General features: G+C 70.6%; 20 protein-coding genes. 4 read left to right on the top strand and 16 right to left on the bottom strand.

All coding sequences use genetic code 11. The features are described 5' to 3' along the window. Positions 1-3 precede the first annotated feature (3 nt). Entirely contained in the window at positions 4-453 is a 450-nt protein-coding gene (locus tag ABT001_RS17175) for a DUF948 domain-containing protein (protein WP_351277996.1), read from the bottom strand. Between the two features lie 238 nt (positions 454-691). Here ABT001_RS17175 and ABT001_RS17170 point away from each other — a divergent pair, with 238 nt between their 5' ends. Continuing rightward, positions 692-2875: an ATP-binding protein gene (locus tag ABT001_RS17170; RefSeq protein WP_351277760.1), complete on the top strand. Its 2184-nt coding sequence runs from the start codon at positions 692-694 to the stop codon at positions 2873-2875. Between the two features lie 14 nt (positions 2876-2889). On the opposite strand, the gene rpsD is transcribed toward ABT001_RS17170, so the two are convergent. Continuing rightward, positions 2890-3504 carry a 30S ribosomal protein S4 gene (gene rpsD, locus ABT001_RS17165; protein WP_185301908.1) on the bottom strand — a complete coding sequence of 205 codons (615 nt, stop codon included), beginning with the start codon at positions 3502-3504 and terminating at the stop codon, positions 2890-2892. A 188-nt stretch (positions 3505-3692) separates the two neighbouring features. Between rpsD and ABT001_RS17160 the strand changes: the two genes are divergently transcribed. Further along, on the top strand, positions 3693-4394 hold the full coding sequence (locus ABT001_RS17160; protein ID WP_351277758.1) for a DUF2470 domain-containing protein: 702 nt from the start codon (positions 3693-3695) through the stop codon (positions 4392-4394). A 9-nt stretch (positions 4395-4403) separates the two neighbouring features. Here ABT001_RS17160 and ABT001_RS17155 read toward each other — a convergent pair whose 3' ends face one another. The 4 genes from ABT001_RS17155 to ABT001_RS17140 form a co-directional block, all read right to left on the bottom strand. Further along, the gene (locus ABT001_RS17155) at positions 4404-5777 is read right to left on the bottom strand and encodes a replication-associated recombination protein A (protein WP_351277756.1); all 1374 of its coding nucleotides are present in this window, start codon (positions 5775-5777) and stop codon (positions 4404-4406) included. A 44-nt stretch (positions 5778-5821) separates the two neighbouring features. Continuing rightward, positions 5822-6457, bottom strand: coding sequence for a vitamin K epoxide reductase family protein (locus tag ABT001_RS17150; RefSeq protein WP_351277754.1), 636 nt, complete (start codon positions 6455-6457; stop codon positions 5822-5824). Positions 6458-6818: 361 nt separating this feature from the next. Then, entirely contained in the window at positions 6819-8081 is a 1263-nt protein-coding gene (gene hisS / locus ABT001_RS17145; RefSeq protein ID WP_351277752.1) for a histidine--tRNA ligase, read from the bottom strand. A gap of 15 nt (positions 8082-8096) precedes the next feature. Next, positions 8097-8783 carry an MBL fold metallo-hydrolase gene (locus ABT001_RS17140; RefSeq protein ID WP_351277750.1) on the bottom strand — a complete coding sequence of 229 codons (687 nt, stop codon included), beginning with the start codon at positions 8781-8783 and terminating at the stop codon, positions 8097-8099. Positions 8784-8930: 147 nt separating this feature from the next. Between ABT001_RS17140 and ABT001_RS17135 the strand changes: the two genes are divergently transcribed. Together ABT001_RS17135 and ABT001_RS17130 are read left to right on the top strand one after the other, a co-directional pair. After that, positions 8931-9725, top strand: a complete 795-nt coding sequence (locus ABT001_RS17135) for a peptidylprolyl isomerase (RefSeq protein ID WP_351277748.1) — start codon at positions 8931-8933, stop codon at positions 9723-9725. Positions 9726-9913: 188 nt separating this feature from the next. Further along, a complete protein-coding gene (locus ABT001_RS17130; protein ID WP_351277746.1) occupies positions 9914-11143 on the top strand; it encodes a DUF349 domain-containing protein in 1230 nt (409 codons plus the stop codon). A gap of 109 nt (positions 11144-11252) precedes the next feature. On the opposite strand, the gene ABT001_RS17125 is transcribed toward ABT001_RS17130, so the two are convergent. From ABT001_RS17125 to pdxT, 10 genes are all read right to left on the bottom strand, one after another. After that, the gene (locus tag ABT001_RS17125) at positions 11253-13901 is read right to left on the bottom strand and encodes a RelA/SpoT family protein (protein WP_351277744.1); all 2649 of its coding nucleotides are present in this window, start codon (positions 13899-13901) and stop codon (positions 11253-11255) included. A gap of 170 nt (positions 13902-14071) precedes the next feature. Continuing rightward, positions 14072-14629 (bottom strand): adenine phosphoribosyltransferase, encoded by a 558-nt coding sequence (locus ABT001_RS17120; protein ID WP_351277741.1) that lies wholly within the window; start codon positions 14627-14629, stop codon positions 14072-14074. Further along, complete coding sequence (gene secF / locus ABT001_RS17115; RefSeq protein WP_351277739.1) at positions 14626-15747, bottom strand: protein translocase subunit SecF; 1122 nt, start codon at positions 15745-15747, stop codon at positions 14626-14628. The genes ABT001_RS17120 and secF overlap by 4 nt, the downstream gene beginning before the upstream one ends. Before the next feature lies 1 nt (position 15748). Next, positions 15749-17503: a protein translocase subunit SecD gene (gene secD, locus ABT001_RS17110; protein WP_351277736.1), complete on the bottom strand. Its 1755-nt coding sequence runs from the start codon at positions 17501-17503 to the stop codon at positions 15749-15751. Positions 17504-17650: 147 nt separating this feature from the next. Next, a complete protein-coding gene (yajC, locus tag ABT001_RS17105; RefSeq protein ID WP_351277733.1) occupies positions 17651-18130 on the bottom strand; it encodes a preprotein translocase subunit YajC in 480 nt (159 codons plus the stop codon). Positions 18131-18298: 168 nt separating this feature from the next. Then, positions 18299-19384 (bottom strand): Holliday junction branch migration DNA helicase RuvB, encoded by a 1086-nt coding sequence (gene ruvB / locus ABT001_RS17100; protein WP_351277730.1) that lies wholly within the window; start codon positions 19382-19384, stop codon positions 18299-18301. Positions 19385-19464: 80 nt separating this feature from the next. Continuing rightward, positions 19465-20091 (bottom strand): Holliday junction branch migration protein RuvA, encoded by a 627-nt coding sequence (gene ruvA, locus ABT001_RS17095; RefSeq protein WP_351277728.1) that lies wholly within the window; start codon positions 20089-20091, stop codon positions 19465-19467. Continuing rightward, complete coding sequence (ruvC, locus tag ABT001_RS17090; protein ID WP_351277726.1) at positions 20088-20621, bottom strand: crossover junction endodeoxyribonuclease RuvC; 534 nt, start codon at positions 20619-20621, stop codon at positions 20088-20090. Before ruvC ends, ruvA begins: the two co-directional genes overlap by 4 nt. Before the next feature lie 114 nt (positions 20622-20735). Further along, complete coding sequence (locus ABT001_RS17085; RefSeq protein WP_351277724.1) at positions 20736-21488, bottom strand: YebC/PmpR family DNA-binding transcriptional regulator; 753 nt, start codon at positions 21486-21488, stop codon at positions 20736-20738. A 61-nt stretch (positions 21489-21549) separates the two neighbouring features. Next, positions 21550-22143, bottom strand: a complete 594-nt coding sequence (gene pdxT / locus ABT001_RS17080) for a pyridoxal 5'-phosphate synthase glutaminase subunit PdxT (RefSeq protein ID WP_351277721.1) — start codon at positions 22141-22143, stop codon at positions 21550-21552. Positions 22144-22146 lie beyond the last annotated feature (3 nt).

Here is a 22146-nt window from a genome sequence, read left to right as displayed (position 1 = left end):
GGCTCAGTCCTTCTGTCCGCGGGAGCTTCGGCCGTTCCGCTTCCTGCCACGGGCGGACGGCACGGTACGGCCTACGATCACGGTCCGGCGGGAGCTCCGGCGGTCCGGCTCCGGCTCCGCGGCGGTACGACGGCCGAGCGCCTGCCGTACGCCGTAGCCGAACGCCGCCACCTTCACGAGCGGACCGCCGAACGTCGACGCGACGGTGGTGGAGAGCGCAGAGGCGTTGGAGGTGACCTCCTGGACGTCGCTGGCGATGGCGTCGACCTTGTCGAGCTGGGTCTGCGCGGTGCGCAACGTGGCGGAGGCGTCGGCGAGCAGTGGAACCGCCTGCTCCGTCACGTCCGCCACCAGGGCGGTGGTCGCCTTGAGCGTCTGGGCCAGCCTCACCAGTACCACGGCGAGGAAGGACACCAGAATCGCCCAGAAGACAGCCACCAGGATGCCGGCCACCTCTCCACCGGACACAGCGCACCGCTCTCTGCTCGTCAACCGCGTCGGCCGGGACCTGTCCCGGCCGGTGTCTTCCTGTCACTGCTCGGCCGGCGCGTCCCGCCACCACTGCCGATCGTCGTTCCCCGAGCCTATCGCGCCGGGCGTCTCGCACCGCACCGCATTACGGGCGGCGGCGCGGGTCCTGGATCCGCGGAGATTGTACGGAGAGCTAACATGCCAGTACTCTGCGTGTTTCATGCGACGCCCTCAGCGCCCCTCCCCCTCGCCCGACGACGCGGAGCCCGCCCCCGTACGCGGGAATCTCCCGGCCGAGCTGAACACCTTCGTGGGACGCCAGGGCGAACTGACCGAACTGGAGCCGCTCCTGCGGGACTCCAGGCTCGTCACCGTCGCCGGGGTCGCCGGGGTCGGGAAGACCCGCTTCGTGACCCGGGCCGCCGCCCTGGTGGAGAAACGGTACTGCGACGGTGTGTGGCTCGCCGAGCTCTCGGCCGTCCGTGACTCCGAGCTGCTCGAACACGCGCTGGTCGACGCGCTGGGGCTCACGGACCACACCAGCAGGCCGCCTCGTGACACGCTGATCGCGCACTGCGCGGAGCGTCGGCTCCTGCTCGTGCTGGACGGCTTCGAGCACCTCACCGACGCGTGCGCCGGACTCGTACGGGAACTGCTCCGCCGGGCGCCCAACCTTCAGGTGCTGGCGGCCGGGCGCCGTCCGCTGCGGGTGGACGGCGAACTCACCTTCCCCCTGCTGCCGATGTCGGACGCCGACGCCCTGGAACTGTTCACCCGGCGCGCCACCGCGGTGCACCCGGGGTTCCGGCTGACCGACGGGAACCGGGACACCGCACGGGAGCTCTGCCGTCGGCTCGACGGCATCCCGCTCGCCCTGGAGCTCGCCGCCGGACGGCTGCGGGCCCTGACGACGGCGCAGGTGCTGCACCGTCTCGACGACCGTTTCCTGCTGCTGACCGGGGGCAGCCCGAGCGCGCTGCCCCGTCACCAGACGCTGCGCACGGCCATCGGCTGGAGCCATGAACTGTGCGCTCCCGAGCAGCGGCTGCTGTGGGCGCGGCTCTCGGTGTTCGCCGGACCCTTCGATCTGGAGGCGGTGGAGTACATCTGCAGCGGGCCCGGCCTCCCGGCCGATTCGGTGCTGGACGTGCTCGACGAACTGCTGGCGCAGTCCGTGGTGCTGCGTGAGGACTCGGCCACGGGCAGCCGCTACCGGCTGCTGGACACCGTCCGGGAGTACGGCGCCGAGTGGCTTCACGCGACCGGGGACGCCGAGCGGCTGCGCCGCAGGCACCGGGACTGGTACCTGGGGCTCGCGACCTGGTGCGAGCTCGACTGGTTCAGCCCCCGGCAGGCGGAGGCCGCCGCCCGCGTCGACGGCGAACTGCCCAATCTCCGTCACGCGATGGAGTACTCGATGGGAAGCCCGGAGGAGGTCCATCTCGCCCAGTACCTGGCGGGCACGCTCTGGTTCTACTGGGTGGGCTGCGGACGTCTCGCCGAAGGCCGCCACTGGCTGGACCACGTCCTGGAGGTGGAGACTCCGTACGGCCACGCACGGCTGAAGGCCCTGTGGGTGCTCGGATACGTCGCGGTGCTGCAGGGTGATCCGGCCGGCGCGGTGTCGGCCCTGCAGGAGTGCCGCGAGGAGGGCGAGCGTTTCGGGGACGCCACCGCCGTGGCGTACGCCGTGCACCGCACGGGCTGCCTCGCGATCGTCACGGACGCCCCGGTCCGCGCCGAGGAGCTGCTCCGCGAGGCGCTCGCGCGCTACCGGGAGATCGGCGAGCTGAACAGCAACGTGCTGATGGCCCAGGTCGAACTGGGCATGGCGGTGGCCTTCCGCGGGGACCTGGAGGGAGCGGCGGCCATCTGTGACGACGTCCGGGAGATCTGCGAGGACCACGGGGAGCGGTGGGCCCTGGCCTACGCGCTGTACGTCCTGGGCTACGCGGATCTGCGGTCCGGGCTGAACCGGCGGGCGCGCCGGAAGCTGTCGGAAGCCCTGTCCATCGCGCACACCTTCCACGACCTGCTCGGCACGGCCCTGTCGCTGGAGCTGCTGGCACTCGCCACCGTGGACGAGGGCGACGCGGTGGAGGCGGCCGTGCTGCAGGGCGCGGCGGACCGGATCTGGCCCTCCGTGGGCCTGTCGCTGTTCGGCTCGTCCCACTACGGCAGACCACGGGCCGAGTGCGAGGAGCGGGCCAGGAGGGAGCTCGGTGACGCGCGGTACGACGCGGAGAGGCGCGCGGGCCGACGGCTGGAAGCGCGGGCCGCGGTGGCGCGGGCACTCGGTGCCGGTGCGGACGACGGCACGCCGGAGGAACCCTCCGCGGTGGAGGAAGCGCGAAGGCCCGCCGCCTCCCGTACGACAGGGAGGGGCGGGCCCGAGCTCGGCTGAGAGCTACGCCTGGATCAGCGGGCGTAGTACTCGACGACGAGCTGCTCGTCGCAGATGACCGGGATTTCCTTGCGGTTCGGGTCCCGGTCCAGGCGGAAGGCCAGGGCCTTCAGGTTCACCTGGAGGTAGCGCGGGGTCTCGCCGTCGGTGTCGTAGCCACCCTCGCGGGCCACCTGGAAGGGCACCTTGGAGCGGCTGCGCTCGCGGACCATCACGACGTCGTCGGGACGGACGCGGAACGACGGCTTGTCGACCTTGCCACCGTTGACCTCGATGTGGCCGTGGACGACCATCTGGCGGGCCTGGTAGATGGTGCGGGCGATGCCCGAACGCAGGACCAGGGCGTCGAGACGACGCTCGAGCTCGACGACCAGCGCCTCGCCCGTCTTGCCGCCGGCCTTCTTGGCGCGGTCGTAGGCACGCGCCATCTGGCGCTCGCTGATGTCGTACTGCGCACGCAGACGCTGCTTCTCGAGCAGACGGACCTTGTAGTCCGAGTTCTGCTTGCGGCCACGGCCGTGCTCGCCCGGCGGGTAGGGGCGGGCTTCGAAGTACTTGACAGCCTTCGGCGTCAGGGCGATGCCGAGGGCACGCGACTTCTTGACCTTGGGACGCGACTGGTTAGGCACGTTCTCCAGACCTCCGTTGTAGGTTAGGTTAGGCTTACCTTACTCAAGGAGATCGCATGTCTCGCCCTGGGAACACCACACACGTCACGGACAGCACAGACAGCGGCAGCACACCAGAAGGTGCTGCTACGACGGAAGGCCGATCTGATCGTGGTCAGCCGCGTCCCAGCGGGCTTGAAAACACTCGGATGCCGTCAGCAGCCGAGCGCACACGAACTCTCGTACAGAGTACCTGCTCCGCGGTGCTGCTCGTACCGGGGCTGTCGGTGGTCCACCCGGACGAGCTGATGCCCGACAGCAGGAGCCTGGGGCCCGAGGGGGAACTGTTCCTCGGGTTCCCCCTCGGATCTCCGGTCGCCAGGGCCGCGGCAGCCGCCCAGGGGGACGGACTGACCGCCGTGCTGGAGATCACCGATGTCGCACCGGTCTCCGTCCCGCACCGGATCCGCGGCCGTGCCCGGATCGCCGGCCGGCTCACGGCCGTGCCCGGGCTCGCGGGGCCCGGTCGGACGACGCTCCGGCTGGAGACGGCTGAGGCCTCGGTCGACGACCTGTGGGGATTCGAGGAGGTGGAGCCCGAGGCCCTCCGGGACGCCGTCGCCGACCCGCTGGTCGCCCACGAGGCCGAGCTGCTCCAGCATCTGCACAGCGCCCACAGCGAGCAGATGACGACCCTGTCCGCCCTGCTCGGTGACCGGGAGAAGTGCGGCTGTGCGGAACACCGCCTCGGCGCCGTCCCGGTCGCGCTCGACCGGTTCGGCCTCCGGGTGCGGTTCGTCGAGGACGGCAGCGCCTGCTTCGACGCCCGGTTCGAATTCCCCGAGCCCGTACGCGACATCAGCGAGCTGCGCCGCGCGATGCACACCCTCTTCGAAGCGGCGTCCTGCTGAGCGACGCGGTCACGAGGGCGCCGGGCCGCCCTGCTCACCGCGGCCGAGCCGCTCACGGACCCGGTCCGCTACGTCGGCGTAGCGTGCCTCCGCGCCGTACCGCGTGGGTTCGTAGTAGCGCCTGCCCCGAACGGCCTCCGGGGCGTACTCCTGGGCGGCGATACCGCCGGGGACGTCGTGCGGGTAGACGTATCCCTGGGCGTGGCCCAGCTTGGCGGCGCCCTTGTAGTGGCCGTCGCGCAGATGGGCCGGGACCGGGCCGGCGAGGCCCCGACGCACGTCCTCCTGCGCGGCGGAGATGGCCAGCGTCGCCGCGTTCGACTTGGGTGCGAGCGCCAGGGCGATCGTGGCGTGGCTGAGGGTGAGCGCCGCCTCGGGGAAGCCGATCATGGCGACCGCCTGGGCCGCCGCCACGGCTGTGGGCAGCGCCGTCGGATCGGCGAGCCCGATGTCCTCGCTGGCGGAGATCATCAGCCGCCGGGCGATGAAGCGCGGGTCCTCCCCCGCCTCGATCATCCGGGCCAGGTAGTGCAGGGCCGCGTCCACGTCGGACCCGCGGATCGACTTGATCAGGGCGCTCGCCACGTCGTAGTGCTGGTCGCCGTCGCGGTCGTACTTCACGGCGGCGCGGTCGACGGTCTCCTCGAGCGTCTCCAGCGTGATCTCGGGATCGTGCTTGGCGAGGGCCGCTCCGGCCGCTGCCTCCAGGGCCGTCAGCGCACGCCGGGCGTCACCGCCCGCGATCCGCATCAGATGCGCCTCGGCGGCCTCGGGCAGCGTGACCGCGCCGCCCAAGCCCCGCTCGTCGGTCATGGCCCGGCGCAGGAGTGCCCTCAGGTCCTCGTCCGTCAGCGGCTCCAGGGTGAGGAGCAGGGAGCGCGACAGCAGCGGAGAGATGATCGAGAAGTACGGATTCTCCGTCGTGGCCGCGATCAGCGTGACCCAGCGGTTCTCCACGGCGGGGAGCAGCGAGTCCTGCTGGGCCTTGGAGAAGCGGTGGATCTCGTCGAGGAAGAGGACGGTCTCCTTGCCGTATCCGCCGGTGGCGCGGCGCGCGCCCTCGATGACGGCCCGGACCTCCTTGACGCCCGCGGTGATCGCGGAGAGCTCGACGAAGCGCTTGTTGGTGGCCTTGCTGACCACGTACGCCAGGGTCGTCTTCCCTGTGCCCGGCGGGCCCCACAGGATGACCGACGAGGGGCCGGCGGGCCCGCCACCGCCCTCGCCGACGAGGCGGCGCAGCGGGGATCCCTGCTTGAGCAGATGCTGCTGGCCGACCACCTCGTCCAGCGTGCGAGGACGCATCCGGACAGCGAGGGGGCTGCTGGACGGGTCCTTCTCCTGGCGGTCTTCGGCTGCTGCGGTAAAGAGGTCGGGCTCCACGTCATGAAGCCTATGTCACCCCACTGACAGGGCCCTCCGGCGCGTCAGCTGGTCCAGAAGTCCCACCAGCGGGTCAGGATCAGCATGCCGATGATCCCGATCCAGAGCACCGGCGGCACCCAGTGGAATTCGGTGAGGGTGTTCCGCAGCCAGGCGGGGGCGGGCAGGATGCCGTGCTTGATGTTGTGCGTGGTGACGTAGCAGAACATGAAGATCGTGGCGACCCAGGCCAGGCAGCACCACAGGCAGAGCGAGTTGATGTTGTACAGCGACTGGTACTGCAGCCAGGTGCAGAATCCGACGCCGAACAGCGTGCCCGCGTTGAGGCCGAGCCAGTACCAGGCGCGGAAGCGGGCACCGGCGAGGAGTGCCATGCCGATGCCGATGACCACCGAGTAGGTGGCGATGCCGAGCATCGGGTTGGGGAAGCCGAAGGCGGAGGCCTGCTCGCTCTTCATGATGTTGCCGCAGGCGACCACGGGGTTCAGGCTGCAGCCCGGCGTGAAGCTCGGGTCCTCGAGCAGCTTGAACTTGTCGATCGTGATCACCCAGGCGGCGAGCAGCCCGGCCGCTCCGGTGATCACCAGCAGGAGCGCGAGCGCGCGACTGCCGCCGAAGGTCGTCGCGCCGTTGTCCTCGTCCTGCCGGGAGGAGGGGTGGTCTACCGCTGCCATCGTCATATCGCCGTTCCATCACTGAGTAGCCGGCCGGGCACGGGTCATTGTGCCGCACCACCGGCACGGTCAACCGTTCGATCGACATAAAGGTGTGCCCGGACGGAGCGCGGAGCGGAGGGTCCCGAGCCCCTCCCCTGCGGGGCGGAACCGGCGTCCGACGTGCGGGGGCGCGCACGCGACGCCGGAGCGGCATCCCGTGCCCGGCGCGGACCCCGCCGTCCCCGCCGCCTTCGGCGGTCCGGTAACGGGAAGATCCGGCGGTGTGAATCCGCACTCGCCGAGTTGACGCGATGTCCGTGCGGCCCGCCCGACGCACGGTGCCCGCCCGGAGGAACCGGGCGGGCACCGTGCGTCGGGTCCGCGTTCAGGCCAGCTTCGCCCGCACCGTCGTCACCAGGGCGTCGAGCGCGACGGCCTCCTGGTCGCCCGACTCCATGTCCTTGAGCTGGACCGCGCCCTCGGCGAGATCACGCTCGCCGGCCACGATCGTGTAGCGGGCGCCGGAGCGGTTCGCGTTCTTCATCGCGCCCTTCAGACCACGGCCGCCGTAGGCGAAGTCCGCGGCGACCCCGGCCTTCCGCAATTCCGTGACCAGGCCGAAGAGCACCCGCCGCGCCTCGTCACCGAGCGCCACGGCATACACGCTGGTGGCGGCGGGGATGTCGAGTTCGACGCCCTCGGCCTCGAGGGCCAGCACCGTGCGGTCCACGCCGAGCGCCCAGCCGACGGACGGGAGGGCCGGGCCGCCGATCATCTCGGACAATCCGTCGTACCGGCCGCCGCCGCCCACCGCGGACTGGGACCCCAGGCCGTCGTGGACGAACTCGAAGGTGGTGCGGGTGTAGTAGTCGAGACCCCGGACCAGCTTCTCGTCGTCCTCGTACACCACGCCGGCCGCCGTCAGCAGGTCACGGACCTCCTCGTGGTACGCCTTGCAGGCGTCGCACAGGAAGTCGCGCAGCTTCGGGGCGTCCGTCAGCTGCTTCCGGACGTCGGGGCGCTTGTCGTCGAGGACCCGCAGCGGGTTGATCTCGATGCGGCGGCGGGTCTCCTCGTCGAGATCGAGGTCGCGCAGGAACGTCTGGAGCGCCTCCCGGTAGACGGGGCGGCACTCCTTGTCGCCCAGCGAGTTGAGCAGGATCCGGAACCCGCTGAGGCCGAGCGAGCGGTACGCCTGGTCGGCGAGGATGATCAGCTCGGCGTCGAGCGCCGGGTCCTCGGTGCCGATGGCCTCGGCGCCCACCTGCGAGAAGTGACGGTAACGGCCGGCCTGCGGCTTCTCGTAGCGGTAGTACGAGCCGGAGTACCAGAGCTTGACGGGAAGGTTGCCCGCCTTGTGCAGGTTGGCCTCCAGCGCCGCGCGCAGCACGGACGCGGTGCCCTCGGGACGCAGCGCGAGCTGGTCGCCGCCCTTGGTCTCGAAGGCGTACATCTCCTTGGACACGATGTCGGTGGACTCACCGACGCCGCGTGAGAACAGGGCGACGTCCTCGAAGCCGGGCGTCTCGATGTACCCGTAGCCGGAGTTCTTCAGGGGTGCGGAGATCGCCTCGCGCACCGCGAGGAACGTCGCGGAGCGCGGCGGGATCAGGTCGTACGTGCCCTTGGGGGCCTGGAAGGTGCTCACGGTGGTTCTCTCTCGTCACATTCCTCGGCGGGGCGCGGCCAGACCGTTCATGTACGGGTTGGAGGCGCGCTCGCGGCCGATGGTCGTCTGGGGGCCGTGGCCGGACAGCACCACGGTCGAGTCGTCGAGCGGCAGGCACACGCGGGCCAGCGACTCGATCAGCTCGGCGTGGTCGCCGCCGGGGAGGTCGGTGCGTCCGACGGAGCCGGCGAAGAGCAGGTCGCCCGAGAAGAGGACCTGCGGTACATCCGCGGCCTCGGGCGTCCTGAACGTCACCGACCCCTTGGTATGGCCGGGCGCGTGCGCGACGCCGAACTCCAGGCCCGCCAGCTCCAGGCGCGCGCCGTCGGCCAGCTCCTTGACGTCGTCCGGCTCGCCGACGGTCAGCTCGCCCATCAGCGGCATCCCGATGGACCGGCCCAGCGCCTTCTCGGGGTCGCTCATCATGTAGCGGTCCTGAGGGTGGATCCAGGCGGGGACGTCATGGGCGCCGCACACGGGCACCACCGAGGCGACGTGGTCGATGTGGCCGTGGGTGAGGACGACGGCGACGGGCTTGAGCCGATGCTTCTTCAGCGTCTCCTCGACACCCTGGGCGGCCTGGTGGCCCGGGTCGATGATCACGCACTCCTCACCGGCGGCGGGGGCGACCAGGTAGCAATTGGTCCCCCAGGCCCCGGCGGGGAACCCGGCAATGAGCACGATCGTCCTTAGTGTTCGTCCGACGAGGAGGTCCGCGGAGGGGAATGCGGCAGATCAGAGACTACCGGCGCTCCGCATTCCACAGCTAACCCATATACCGTACGGGCATTCCAGGACCGATCACACGACGTACAAGGAGACCATCCGGTGGTCAGCAGCGATCAGCGGCGGCGGCAGCTCGCCCGGGAGAAGTTCGAGCGGCAGCAGCAGCGCCGGGAGGAAGCGCGCCGGAGGACCAGGCGCCTCACGGTGATCATCGCCTCGTCGGTGGCCGTGGTGGCGGTCATCGGTGCGGGCGCCTATCTCTCGCTCGGCGGGGACGACTCGAAGGACACCGCGGACGCGGCGGCGACCGCGGACCCGTCGGCGACTCCCTCGCCCTCGGAGAGCGAGAGCAGCGCTCCGGAGCCGGCGATGAAGATCGACAAGAAGGCGAAGTACTCGATGTCGCTCACGACGAGCCAGGGCGACATCGGCATCACGATGGACGCGGCGAAGACCCCGCACACCACCAACTCGTTCAAGGCCCTCGCGGACAAGAAGTACTTCGACAACACGAAGTGCCACCGGCTGACCACCGAGGGCATCTTCGTCCTGCAGTGCGGTGACCCGAAGGGCGACGGGACGGGCGGCCCCGGGTACACCATCCCGGACGAGAATCTGACCGCGCTGGGCAAGGCGGGCGCCGACGGCGCGGTGACGTACCCGGCGGGCACCGTCGCGATGGCGAACACCGGCCAGCCGGGCACCGGCGGCAGCCAGTTCTTCCTGGTCTACAAGGACACCAAACTGCCGCCCAGCTACACGCCGTTCGGCACCATGGACGACGCCGGTCTGAAGGCCGTCAAGAAGGTCGCCGAGGGGGGCGTCACCGGTGGGGCGGGTGACGGTGCCCCGAAGAAGACCGTCACGGTCGAGAAGGCCGCGGTCGACAAGGTCTGACCGTGCGGGGGCCGCCCGGCACCAGGTCCCTGGAGCGCACCGGAGAATTTCAGCCGCGCTGAGTGCGGACAGCCGGGCGGCCGGTCGCCTAGATTGGCGTTGTGCAGGGCGGGCGCTGCCCGCCCCAGGAAACTGTGGACGATGCACGGGGGGTGAACCCCTTCGATGCATCAGGTGGAGGAGGCGCTGTGAGCAGCGACCCGTGGGGCCGTGTCGACGAGACGGGCACCGTGTACGTGCGTACGGCCGAGGGCGAGCAGGTCGTCGGATCGTGGCAGGCCGGTTCCCCAGAGGAGGCTCTGGCCTATTTCGAGCGCAAGTACGAGGGCCTGGTGGTCGAGATCGGCCTCCTCGAGCGGCGGGTGAAGACCACCGACCTGTCGTCGAAGGACGCCACGGCGGCGATCGGGCACCTGCGTCAGCAGGTGGACGAGCACCACGCCGTAGGCGACCTCGCCGCGCTCGGCGAGCGGCTGGACGCGCTCGTCGCGACGGTCGACTCGCGCCGTGAGGAGCGCAAGGCCCAGAAGGCGAAGCAGGCCGACGAGGCCCGGCTGGCCAAGGAGGCGCTCGTCGTCGAGGCCGAGGAACTGGCGCAGAGCGAGCAGTGGCGGTCGGCGGGTGAGCGTCTGCGGGCACTCGTCGACACGTGGAAGGGGCTGCCCCGTCTGGACCGCAAGTCCGACGACGAGTTGTGGCACCGCTTCTCGCATGCCCGTTCCGCCTTCTCCAAGCGCCGCAAGGCGCACTTCGCCGCGCTGGACGCCCAGCGCGAGGAGGCCCGCAAGGTCAAGGAGAAGCTGGTCGCCGAGGCCGAGTCGCTCTCGAACTCCACCGACTGGGGTACGACGGCCGCGCGTTACCGCGACCTGATGACGGAGTGGAAGGCCGCGGGCCGCGCCCAGCGCGAGGCCGAGGACGAACTGTGGAACCGCTTCCGCGGCGCCCAGGACGTGTTCTTCGCGGCCCGCAGCGGCGTCTTCGCCGAACGGGACGCGGAGCAGGGCGAGAACCTCAAGCTCAAGGAGGAACTCGCCGCCGAGGCCGAGAAGCTGGTCCCGGTGACCGACCTGAAGGCCGCCAGGGCCGCGTTCCGCTCGGTCAACGAGCGCTGGGAGGCCATCGGCCATGTCCCGCGTGACGCCAGGCCGAAGGTCGAGGGCAGGGTGCAGGCGGTGGAGCGGGCTCTCCAGGAGGCCGAGGAGTCCGAGTGGCGCCGGACGAACCCGGAGGCGCGGGCGCGCGCCGAGGGGCTGACCGGTCAGCTCCAGGCGGCCGTCGACAAGCTGCGCACGCAGATCGACACGGCACGCGCCTCGGGCAACAACGCCAGGGCCGACAAGCTCTCCCGCGAACTGGAGGGCCGTCAGGCGCTGCTGGACCAGGCGCTGAAGGGCCTGGAGGAGTTCGGCGGCTGAGCCGGAGCTCCTGACCCACGTGAGGGGCTTCCGTACGCGGCGCGTACGGAAGCCCCTCACGCTTGGGCCGCGCGGCCCGCTGCGCCGACGGGGCCGTGCCGGGGTGGGCCTACGGCCGGCGGGCCGAGGTGACCCGGTAGACGTCGTAGACGCCCTCGACGCCGCGTACGGCCTTCAGGACGTGTCCCAGGTGCTTGGGGTCGCCCATCTCGAAGGTGAAGCGCGAGGTGGCCACCCGGTCCCGCGAGGTCTGCACGGCCGCCGACAGGATGTTCACGTGCTGGTCCGACAGGACGCGGGTGACGTCGGAGAGCAGTCGCGACCGGTCCAGCGCCTCGACCTGGATGGCGACCAGGAAGACGGAGGACTGGGTGGGCGCCCACTCCACGTCGAGGATCCGCTCCGGCTGCTGCGAGAGCGAGTCGACGTTGACGCAGTCCGCGCGGTGCACGGAGACGCCGCTGCCCCGGGTGACGAACCCGATGATCGGGTCGCCGGGCACGGGTGTGCAGCAGCGGGCCAGCTTGACCCAGACGTCCTCGACGCCCTTGACGACCACGCCGGGATCCGCCTTGGCCCGGCGCTTGTTACGGCCGTGCGAGGGCGGTGAGCTCTCCGCCAGGTCCTCGTTGGCCGCGTCCTCGCCGCCGAGTGCCTGGACGAGCTTCTGGACGACACCGGCCGCCGCGACATGGCCCTCCCCGATCGCCGCGTAGAGCGACGAGATGTCGGGGTAGCGCATCTCGTGCGCCAGCGTGACGAGGGAGTCACCGGTGAGGATCCGCTGGATCGGCAGGTTCTGCTTGCGCATGGCGCGCGCGATGGCGTCCTTGCCCTGCTCGATCGCCTCGTCACGCCGCTCCTTGGAGAACCAGGCGCGGATCTTGTTGCGTGCCCGGGGCGACTTGACGAACTGGAGCCAGTCGCGGGAGGGCCCCGCCCCCGCCGCCTTGGAGGTGAAGACCTCCACCAGATCACCGTTGTCGAGCGTCGACTCCAGCGGTACGAGCCGCCCGTTGACCCGTGCCCCTATGGTCCGGTGGCCGACCTCCGTGTGGACGGCGTACGCGAAGTCGACCGGCGTGGCACCGGCGGGCAGCGCTATCACGTCGCCCTTCGGCGTGAAGACGAAGACCTCGTTGCGCGACAGGTCGAAGCGCAGGGACTCCAGGAACTCGCTGGGGTCCTCGGTCTCCTTCTGCCAGTCCAGGAGCTGACGCAGCCACGCCATGTCGTTGACGGTGTCCTGGCCGCGGCCCGTGTTCCTGGGGACGTCGGTGCGGACCTTGGAGGCGCCCGCGACGGCCTCCTGCTTGTACTTCCAGTGGGCGGCGATGCCGTACTCGGCGCGGCGGTGCATGTCGAACGTGCGGATCTGGAGCTCGACGGGCTTGCCGCTGGGACCGATCACCGTGGTGTGCAGCGACTGGTACATGTTGAACTTGGGCATAGCGATGTAGTCCTTGAACCGCCCCGGCACCGGATTCCACCGGGCGTGCACGGTGCCGAGCGCCGCGTAGCAGTCGCGGACGGTGTCGACGAGGACCCGGATGCCCACCAGGTCGTAGATCTCCGCGAAGTCGCGGCCCCGCACGATCATCTTCTGGTAGACGCTGTAGTAGTGCTTCGGCCGTCCGGTGACGGTGGCCTTGATCCGGGCGGCACGCAGGTCCGCCTGGACCTCGTCGGTCACTATCGCGAGGTACTCGTCGCGCTTGGGCGCGCGCTCGGCGACGAGACGGACGATCTCGTCGTACATCTTGGGGTAGAGGATCGCGAAGGCGAGGTCCTCCAGCTCCCACTTGATGGTGTTCATGCCCAGGCGGTGAGCCAGCGGCGCGTAGATCTCCAGCGTCTCGCGGGCCTTCTTCTCCTGCTTCTCCCGCTTGAGATAGCGCATGGTGCGCATGTTGTGCAGCCGGTCGGCGAGCTTGATGACGAGGACCCGGGGGTCCTTCGCCATGGCGACGACCATCTTGCGCACGGTCTCGGCCTGGGCGGCCTCGCCGAACTTGACCTTGTCCAGCTTGGTCACGCCGTCGACGAGGAGCGCGACCTGGTCGCCGAAGTCCTTGCGCAGGGTGTCCAGGCCGTACTCGGTGTCCTCGACCGTGTCGTGCAGCAGCCCGGCCATCAGCGTCGCGGGGTCCATGCCGAGCTCGGCGAGGATCGTGGTGACGGCGAGCGGGTGGGTGATGTACGGGTCGCCGCTCTTGCGCTTCTGGCCCCGGTGCCAGCGCTCGGCGACCTGGTAGGCCTTCTCGATCTGGCGCAGTGTGGCGGACTCGATCTTGGGGTCGTTGCCGCGGACCGTGCGCAGGAGGGGTTCGAGGACCGGGTTGTACGGGCTGGAGCGCTGTACGCCCAGTCGGGCGAGGCGGGCCCTTACCCGGTTGGAGGAGCCGCCGGAGCGCGCGGGCGGGGCCGGCGGGGTCACCGCGGGCCGGGCCGGGGGCTTCGCCACGGGCGCCGGTGCCGTGGCCCCCGCGGCGGGCTGTGCCGGAGACGCCGGCTTCGGCTCGGGGGGCGGTGCGGCGTTCGCCCCGGGCGGGGGCGCCGGCTTGGCCCCCGGGGGCGGTGTCGGCTTCGCCGGTGCGGCGGGTGTCTGCGGGGCCGGAGCCTGGGCGGGACCCTGCGTGGGCTCGCCCGCGGGCCCGGGCCGCCCCGCCGCTTCGGGCTGCGCCTTCCCGCCCGTGGCGGAGGCCGCCGCGGGCCTTTCGGGCTGCGGGGCGGCGACTGGCTGGGCCTCGTCTGGCAAGAGCGCTCCTCGTGCGGATCCGGGGGCTACCGGACAACCCATGGTATCGACCTCGGGGCAGGTCCTCGCCCGGGGAGTGTGGAACCCCTCACGACACGGGACGGGCACCCGGATGTTCCCGGGTGCCCGTCCTGTACGTCCTTGAGCGCGCTACGAGGGCGCGGTGCAGGTCAGAGCGTGATCAGAGCGTCCAGCGGAGCGTCCCGCAGGCCCGCCTCCAGCCGTGCGCGGCCGTCGAGGAAACCGAGCTCCATGAGGACCGAGACCCCGGCCACCTGTGCGCCGGCCCGCCGGATCAGCTCCAGCGAGGCCTCCGCGGTGCCGCCGGTGGCCAGGACGTCGTCGATGACCATGACACGGTCGTCGGCGGACAGGTCCTCGGCGTGGATCTCGATCTCCGCGGTGCCGTACTCCAGCTCGTACGCCTGCCCGAGCGTGGCGCCGGGCAGCTTCCCGGCCTTGCGGACGGGTACGAAGCCGAGCCCGGCCCGGACCGCGACCGGCGCGGCCAGGATGAAGCCGCGCGCCTCGAGGCCGACGATCTTGGTGGCCCCGTGCCGCACGCACAGCTCCGCGAAGAAGTCGGTGAGCGCGGCGAAGGCGGCCGGGTCCGCGAGCAGCGGGGTGATGTCCTTGAACATCACTCCGGGCTTCGGGTAGTCCGGGACGTCACGGATCCGGCTGAGCAGGAGCTCCCTGGTGGCGTCGGTGACGCCGGTGCCGGTCATCGCCGGTTCCTCGGGGTCCGGCCGTGGCCCCCGGTCTGCCGGCGCTGGCCGACGACGGCCCCGGCGGGCGCTGTGCCCCCGTCGGACTCGTCGGACTCGTCGTACGCCCGGTCGTCGCGCTCGTCCTCGACGGACTCGCCCTTGGCCGCGGCAGCTGCCCGCTTGGCGAGGATCCGCTTCTTCAGTGCCTTTATCTGCGGGTCGCGTTCGCTGAGGTCGGCGACCAGCGGGGTGGCGATGAAGATCGAGGAGTACGCACCGGCGGCGAGGCCGACGAAGAGCGACAGCGAGATGTCGTTCAGCATGCCCGCGCCGAGGACGCCGCCACCGATGAACAGCAGCCCGCCGACCGGCAGCAGGGCGACGACGGTGGTGTTGATGGAACGCACCAGCGTGCTGTTGATGGAACGGTTGGCGATCTCGCTGTACGTCCAGCGGGTCTGCTTGGTGATCCCCTTCGTGCCCTCCTTGAGGCTGTCGAAGACGACGACCGTGTCGTAGAGGGAGTAACCGAGGATGGTCAGCAGACCGATGACGGTGCCGGGGGTGACCTCGAAGCCGACGAGGGCGTACACGCCGACGGTGATGGTGATGTCGTGGATCAGCGCGATGAGCGCGGCGACGGCCATCCGCCACTCGAACGCGATGGCCAGGTAGATCACCACCAGGACCATGAAGATGCCGAGGCCGGTCCAGGCCTTGTTGGCGATCTGCGCGCCCCAGCTGGGGCCGACGAGGTCCGCGTTGATCTCGGCCTCGGGGAGGCCGAGCTCGTCGGAGAGCTCGGCCTTGATCCGGTCGGCCTTGGCCGTGTCGACCTCGGTGATCTGGATCCGGAGCCCGCCGTTGCCGAGCTCCTGGACGATCGCCACATGGCCGGAGGCCTCGGTCGCCACCTCTTGGGCCTGCGTGACCGAGATCTTGGCCTTGGTGTCGGTCGTGAAGACCGCGCCGCCCTTGAACTCGATGCCCATGTTGAGACCGCTGACCACCACGCCGAGGATGGCCGTGATGGTGATCAGGATCGAGACGCCGTACCAGATCTTGCGCTTGCCGATGAAGTCGTAACCGACCTCGCCACGGTAGAGCCGGGCGCCGAGATTGCCGAGTCGCGACATCTCACGCCTCCTTCGGGTGGTCGGTGCGGACGGGGGCGCGGCGCGAGCGGCGCAGCGGCGGCTTGGCTCCGAGTCGCGTCGGGTCCAGGCCGGACCACGGGTGACCGCTGCCGAAGAACTTCGTACGGGCCATCAGCGTCATGACCGGCTTGGTGAAGAGGAACACCACGACGACGTCGAGCAGGGTCGTGAGACCGAGCGTGAACGCGAAGCCCTGGACCTTGCCGACGGTGACGAGGAAGAGGACGGCCGCGGCCAGGAACGACACGAAGTCGGACACGAGGATGGTGCGCCGGGCCCTGGGCCAGGCACGCTCGACGGCCGGACGGAGCGTGCGGCCTTCCCGGATCTCGTCCCGGATGCGTTCGAAGTAGACGATGAACGAGTCCGCGGTGATTCCGATCGCCACGATGGCACCGCAGACGGCCGGGAGGTTCAGCGCGAAGCCGATGGCCGGGCCGAGCAGGGCCATGATCGTGTAGGTCAGGACGCCGGACGCCAGCAGGCTGAGGAGCGCGATGAGCGCGAGCCCGCGGTAGTAGGCGACCAGGTAGATGACGACCAGGGCGAGGCCGATGGCGCCGGCGATGAGACCGGCCTCCAGCTGCTCGCCGCCGAGAGCGGCGGTGACCGTGGTGACGGTGTCCTCGCTGAAGGAGAGCGGGAGCGCGCCGTAGGACAGGACGTTGGCCAGGTCCTCCGCGGACTGCTGGGTGAAGCTGCCGGAGATCTCGGCGCTCCCGGAGAGCGTCTCGTTCACCTGGGGCGCCGAGACGACCTCACCGTCGAGGGAGATCGCGAACTGGTTCATCGGGGACTGCTGCGCGGACAGCTTCTTGGTGATCGTCTGGAACTTCTTGGAACCCTTGTCGGTGAACTCCATGGAGACGAGCCAGATGCCGCGCTGCTGGTCGAACTGCGCCTTCGAGTCGTCGACGTCCGTACCGGAGACCTCGGCCGGGCCGAGGAGGTATTTCGCGTCACCCTCGGAGCTGCACGCGACCGCGGAGTCCTCGGGCTTGACGCCGTCCCCGGCCTTGGCACGGGCGGCCGGGTCGGTGCAGTCCAGGGCGGTGAACTTCTTCTCCAGCGCCGCGGTGGCGGCGTCGGGCGTCCCGGTCGCCGCGGGGGTTTCCGCACCGCCGGTGGCACTGGCGGAGGGCGTCGGCGTCGTGTCCTGCTTCAGGCCGTCGGTGACGGCACGGCCCTGGGTGGTGGCGCTCGCCGAGGGCGACGTCTTCGGGTCCGAGGCCGTGTCCGGGTCGGTCGCCTTCGCACTGGGCGTGGCGCTCGCCTCTCCGGAGCCGGTCGCGGACGGGCTGGCGGAGCCCTCAGGCGTCGGCGCACCGCCGGTGACCGTGAGTACGGGCCGGAAGTAGAGCTGGGCGGTCGTGCCGACCTGCTCCCGGGCCTGCTTCGAATTCGTCCCCTTGGGGATGTTGACGATGATGTTCGATGCGCCCTGGGTCTGGACCTCGGCCTCGGAGACACCCAGACCATTGACACGGCGTTCGATGATGCCGACCGCGGTGTTCATGTTGGTCTCGTTGATGGCCTCGGGCTTGCCCGGCTGGCTCTTCGCCTTGAGCGTGATCGAGGTACCGCCGGCCAGGTCGATCCCGAGCCGGGGCGTGGTGTGCCCGGAGAGGAACATCCCGCCGGTCAGGGCGACCATGGCGATGAGGATCAGAACCAGGGCACGCCCCGGCCTGCCCTGTCCACCGGTTGAGCCCCGGCCTTTCTTCGGTGCTGCCACCTTTTCGTTTCTCCCTGTCCAACCGCCCCGCGCCGGGTACGCGCCCGAGCGGCCACGAAGTGTTGTGGGGACCCACCCCCGCAGAAGACCGCACGGCCCGTGAGACGCCGGACACCTGTGGGTGTCCGGCGTCTCTGGGTCGTGGAACTACTTCGCGTCGCCCTCGCCGTCGGCCTTGGCGTCCTTGGTCTCGGCGCCCGTGACCTCGGTGTCCTTCGGTGCGGCGTCCTCGGCCTTCTTGCCGAGGTCGATCTTGGCGACGTCGTCGTCCGCGTCGGCCGGCTCATCGGCGATGAGCGAGGAGGCGTCGTCGGGCACGATCGTGCCGTCGCTCTCGTGCTCGTCGTCACCGTGGACGATGCGGTTGTACTCCGCGTCGTCGAGCACGGCGCCGATGGAGTTCTTGGCGTAGACGGCGTGGACGCCGGGCGCGACCTCGAGGAGAACCGTGTCTTCCTGAATCTCCTTGACGGTGGCGTACATGCCCCCGATCGTCCGGACGCCGGTGCCGGGCTGCATGTCGTTGCGCATCTGCGCAGCCGCCTGCTGCTTCTTCTTGGCGGACCGGGTCATCAGGAACATGGCCCCGATGAGCACGATGAAGGGGAGGAGGGTCACGAGACTCACGGGACGGAACTTCCTTCGCACGACCACGCTGAGATCGCGCGGCCTGGTCTACGGGGGTGGGTACACCGACCTGTACGGGCGGCATCGGCGGAGTCTAAGCGAGTCCGCATCATTGGAACAACGTCCAGCATGGCACCGTGGTTCCCCTGCTGGCCAACCCGTCCTGTGTCACGCCCCGAACAGGCCCTGTTGTCCCTTTGCGCCGTGCTGCGGGGGGACGAGGCCGAGGTGTGCCCATGCCGCGGGGGTGGCGACCCTGCCCCGCGGGGTCCTCGCGAGCAGTCCCTCCCTGACGAGGAAGGGCTCTGCGACCTCCTCGACCGTCTCGCGCTCCTCCCCCACGGCCACCGCGAGGGTGGAGAGCCCCACGGGGCCTCCGCCGAAAAGTTTCAGCAGGGCACCGAGCACCGCCCGGTCCAGGCGGTCCAGGCCCCTGGCGTCGACCTCGTAGACCCGCAGGGCCGCGGCGGCGATGTCCCGGTCGATCCGTCCGTCGGCCTTGACCTGGGCGTAGTCCCGGACGCGGCGCAGCAGCCGGTTGGCGATACGGGGCGTGCCCCGGGAGCGTCCGGCGATCTCGGCGGCGCCGGCGGTGTCTATGGCGACGTCGAGCAGGCCGGCGGAGCGGTGGATGACCCTTTCCAGCTCGGTGGGGGCGTAGAACTCCATGTGGCCGGTGAAGCCGAAGCGGTCGCGCAGCGGGGGCGGCAGCAGCCCTGCCCTGGTGGTGGCGCCGACGAGGGTGAACGGCGGGAGTTCCAGCGGGATCGCAGTGGCCCCCGGGCCCTTGCCGACGATGACGTCGACCCGGAAGTCCTCCATCGCCATGTAGAGCATCTCCTCGGCCGGCCGCGACATGCGGTGGATCTCGTCGAGGAAGAGGACCTCCCCCTCCTGGAGGGAGGAGAGGATCGCGGCGAGGTCTCCGGCGTGCTGGATGGCGGGGCCCGAGGTGATCCGGATCGGCGCGCCCATCTCGGCCGCGATGATCAGGGAAAGGGTGGTCTTCCCCAGGCCGGGGGCGCCGGAGAGCAGCACGTGGTCGGCGGTGGCGCCCCGGGCGCGGGCGGCCTTGAGGACCAGGTCGAGCTGTTCGCGCACCTTCTCCTGGCCGACGAACTCGTGGAGGTCCTTCGGGCGCAGGGCGGCCTCGACCGCGGTGTCCTCTCCGTCCGCCCCGGCGTCGACCAGACGGTCGTCCAGCCGCTCGTCGGTGAGGTCGCCCGTGTCAGCCCCGGTCTCGTCCCAGTTCATCTCGTCAGTCCCGCCTCGGGTGTTTCGGTGCCGGTCCGTGCGGTGCTCCGGCCGGCGTACGGGGCGTCGTGCCCCTGCGGTCAGCGTGCGCGGTTGAGTGTCTGCAGTGCGGCGCGCAGCAGCTGCGGCACGGGGGCCTGGCCACCCTCGGCGATGGATGCCTCGGCCTGCGGTGTCACGGCGGTCACCGCTTCCTCCGCCTCGCGGGGCGCGTAGCCGAGGCCGATCAGCGCCGCCTGGAGCTGGTCGCGCCAGGAGCTGCTGACGGCGGCGCCGACGCCCTGCTGCCCGATGTGCGCGCCGACGGGCTCGCCGAGCCGGTCCTTGAGCTCGAGGAGGAGCTTCTGTGCGCCCTTCTTGCCGATCCCGGACACGGCGGTGAGCGCCTTCTCGTCACCCGTGGCGACGGCGATGCGCAGGGCGTCCGGGCTGTGGGTGGCGAGCATGGCCTGGGCGAGCCGGGGGCCGACGCCGCTGGCGGTCTGGAGGAGCTCGAAGACCTGGCGTTCGTCGTCGTCGGCGAAGCCGTAGAGCGTCAGCGAGTCCTCGCGTACGACGAGGGAGGTGGCCAGCCTGGCCTCCTGGCCGATCCGCAGGCCCGCGAGGGTGCCGGGTGCGCACTGGACGGCCATCCCGATGCCGCCGACCTCGATCACGGCCGTGGCCGGAGCGAGGGCGGCCACCGGGCCTGAGACGAAGGCGATCATGCGGTACGGCCTTTCAGCGTGCGGTGGGCGGCGACGGCCTGCTGCAGTCGGTTCTGCGCGGGGGCCCGCCAGATGTGACAGATGGCGAGGGCGAGGGCGTCGGCGGCGTCGGCCGGCTTCGGCGGTGCGTCGAGCCGCAGCAGCCGGGTCACCATGGCCCCGACCTGGGCCTTGTCGGCGCGCCCGGAACCGGTGACCGCGGCCTTGACCTCGCTGGGGGTGTGCAGGGCGACGGGGATCCCGCGGCGGGACGCGCAGAGCATGGCGACCGCGCTGGCCTGGGCGGTGCCCATCACCGTACGCACGTTGTGCTGGCTGAACACCCGCTCCACCGCGACGTATTCGGGCCGGTGCTCGTCGAGCCACCGCTCGATGCCCTGTTCGATGGCGACGAGCCGGTGGCCGAGCTCCGCGTCGGCCGGGGTCCGCACGACGCCGACGCCGATCATCGTGAGCGGCCGGCCGGCGACGCCCTCGACGACTCCGACGCCGCACCGGGTCAGCCCCGGGTCCACGCCCAACACCCGCATGTCTGGGCCCCCTCCGCCGCTCGGTCATCTGTTCCCGCAGGCTATCGGGTGCCGCTGACAATGCGACGGGCCGACGGGGTGTGTCCCGTCGGCCCGTTCCAGGCGGTGCCGCCCTCAGGCGTCCACCTTCTCCATGACCTCGTCGGAGACGTCGAAGTTGGCGAAGACGTTCTGCACGTCGTCGCTGTCCTCCAGCGCGTCGATCAGCTTGAAGATCTTGCGTGCGCCCTCTTCGTCCAGCTCGACCTGCATGGTCGGGACGAAGTTGGCCTCGGCGGAGTCGTAGTCGATGCCGGCGTCCTGGAGCGCGGTGCGGACCGCGACCATGTCGGTGGCCTCGCTGAGCACCTCGAAGGTGTCACCGAGGTCGTTGACCTCCTCGGCACCCGCGTCGAGCACCGCGCCGAGCACGTCGTCCTCGGCCAGCTCGCCCTTGGGGACGATGACGACGCCCTTGCGGTTGAACAGGTACGAGACCGAGCCCGGGTCCGCCATCGAACCGCCGTTGCGGGTCATGGCGACGCGGACGTCGGACGCGGCGCGGTTGCGGTTGTCGGTGAGGCACTCGATGAGCACCGCGACGCCGTTCGGGCCGTAGCCCTCGTACATGATCGTCTCGTAGTCGGCGCCACCGGCCTCGAGACCGGCGCCGCGCTTGACCGCCGAGTCGATGTTCTTGTTCGGGACCGAGCTCTTCTTGGCCTTCTGGATGGCGTCGAAGAGGGTCGGGTTACCGGACACATCGGCGCCGCCCGTGCGGGCCGCGACCTCGATGTTCTTGATCATCTTCGCGAAGAGCTTGCCGCGCTTGGCGTCGATCACGGCCTTCTTGTGCTTCGTCGTAGCCCATTTAGAGTGGCCGGACATCTGCCTTCTCCTTCGCGTCACCAAAATCGATCCGAACCCGAGAGATCCTACCGGGATCGGATCAGGCCACGGCGCGCACCATGTCGGTGAAGAGCGCGTGCACCCGGTGGTCGCCGGTCAGCTCGGGGTGGAACGACGTGGCCAGTGCGTTTCCCTGGCGTACGGCCACGATATGCCCGCCGTGCACCGCGACGGCCTCCGCCCGGGCGCCGAGCGACTCCACCCAGGGAGCCCGGATGAAGACGCCTTCGACCGGTCCGCCCGGTACCCCGTCGACCTCCACGGCCGCCTCGAAGGACTCGTTCTGCCGTCCGAACGCGTTACGCCGCACGATCATGTCGATGCCGCCGACCGTCTCCTGTCCCGCGCGGGGGTCGAGGATCTTGTCGGCCAGCATGATCATCCCGGCGCAGGTGCCGTAGACCGGCATCCCGGCGGCCACCCGCTCGCGCAGGGGTTCCAGCATGCCGAAGAGCACGGCCAGCTTGGACATCGTGGTGGACTCACCACCGGGTATGACGAGCCCGTCGACCCCCGCGAGCTCCTCGGGCCGCCGGACCGGCCTGGCCACCGCGTCCGCCGACGCCAGGGCGATCAGGTGCTCCCGCACGTCGCCCTGGAGGGCCAGGACTCCGATGACAGGGTTCTCGGTCACCGG

This window comes from Streptomyces sp. NPDC002793 (genome assembly GCF_040295485.1).
GTDB lineage: Bacteria > Actinomycetota > Actinomycetes > Streptomycetales > Streptomycetaceae > Streptomyces.
Note: the sequence above shows the minus strand (reverse complement) of the source record. Positions and strands in the feature narration are given on the sequence as shown.

What these genes read in the sequence shown, in the direction of transcription:
- ABT001_RS17170 (WP_351277760.1), top strand. Translation starts at nt 692, where the DNA reads ATGCGACGCCCTCAGCGCCCCTCCCCCTCGCCCGACGACGCGGAGCCC.
- ABT001_RS17160 (WP_351277758.1), top strand. Translation starts at nt 3,693, where the DNA reads ATGCCGTCAGCAGCCGAGCGCACACGAACTCTCGTACAGAGTACCTGC.
- ABT001_RS17150 (WP_351277754.1), bottom strand. Translation starts at nt 6,457, where the DNA reads ATGACGATGGCAGCGGTAGACCACCCCTCCTCCCGGCAGGACGAGGAC.
- ABT001_RS17120 (WP_351277741.1), bottom strand. Translation starts at nt 14,629, where the DNA reads ATGACCGGCACCGGCGTCACCGACGCCACCAGGGAGCTCCTGCTCAGC.
- secF (WP_351277739.1), bottom strand. Translation starts at nt 15,747, where the DNA reads ATGTCGCGACTCGGCAATCTCGGCGCCCGGCTCTACCGTGGCGAGGTC.
- ruvB (WP_351277730.1), bottom strand. Translation starts at nt 19,384, where the DNA reads ATGAACTGGGACGAGACCGGGGCTGACACGGGCGACCTCACCGACGAG.
- ruvA (WP_351277728.1), bottom strand. Translation starts at nt 20,091, where the DNA reads ATGATCGCCTTCGTCTCAGGCCCGGTGGCCGCCCTCGCTCCGGCCACG.
- ruvC (WP_351277726.1), bottom strand. Translation starts at nt 20,621, where the DNA reads ATGCGGGTGTTGGGCGTGGACCCGGGGCTGACCCGGTGCGGCGTCGGA.
- ABT001_RS17085 (WP_351277724.1), bottom strand. Translation starts at nt 21,488, where the DNA reads ATGTCCGGCCACTCTAAATGGGCTACGACGAAGCACAAGAAGGCCGTG.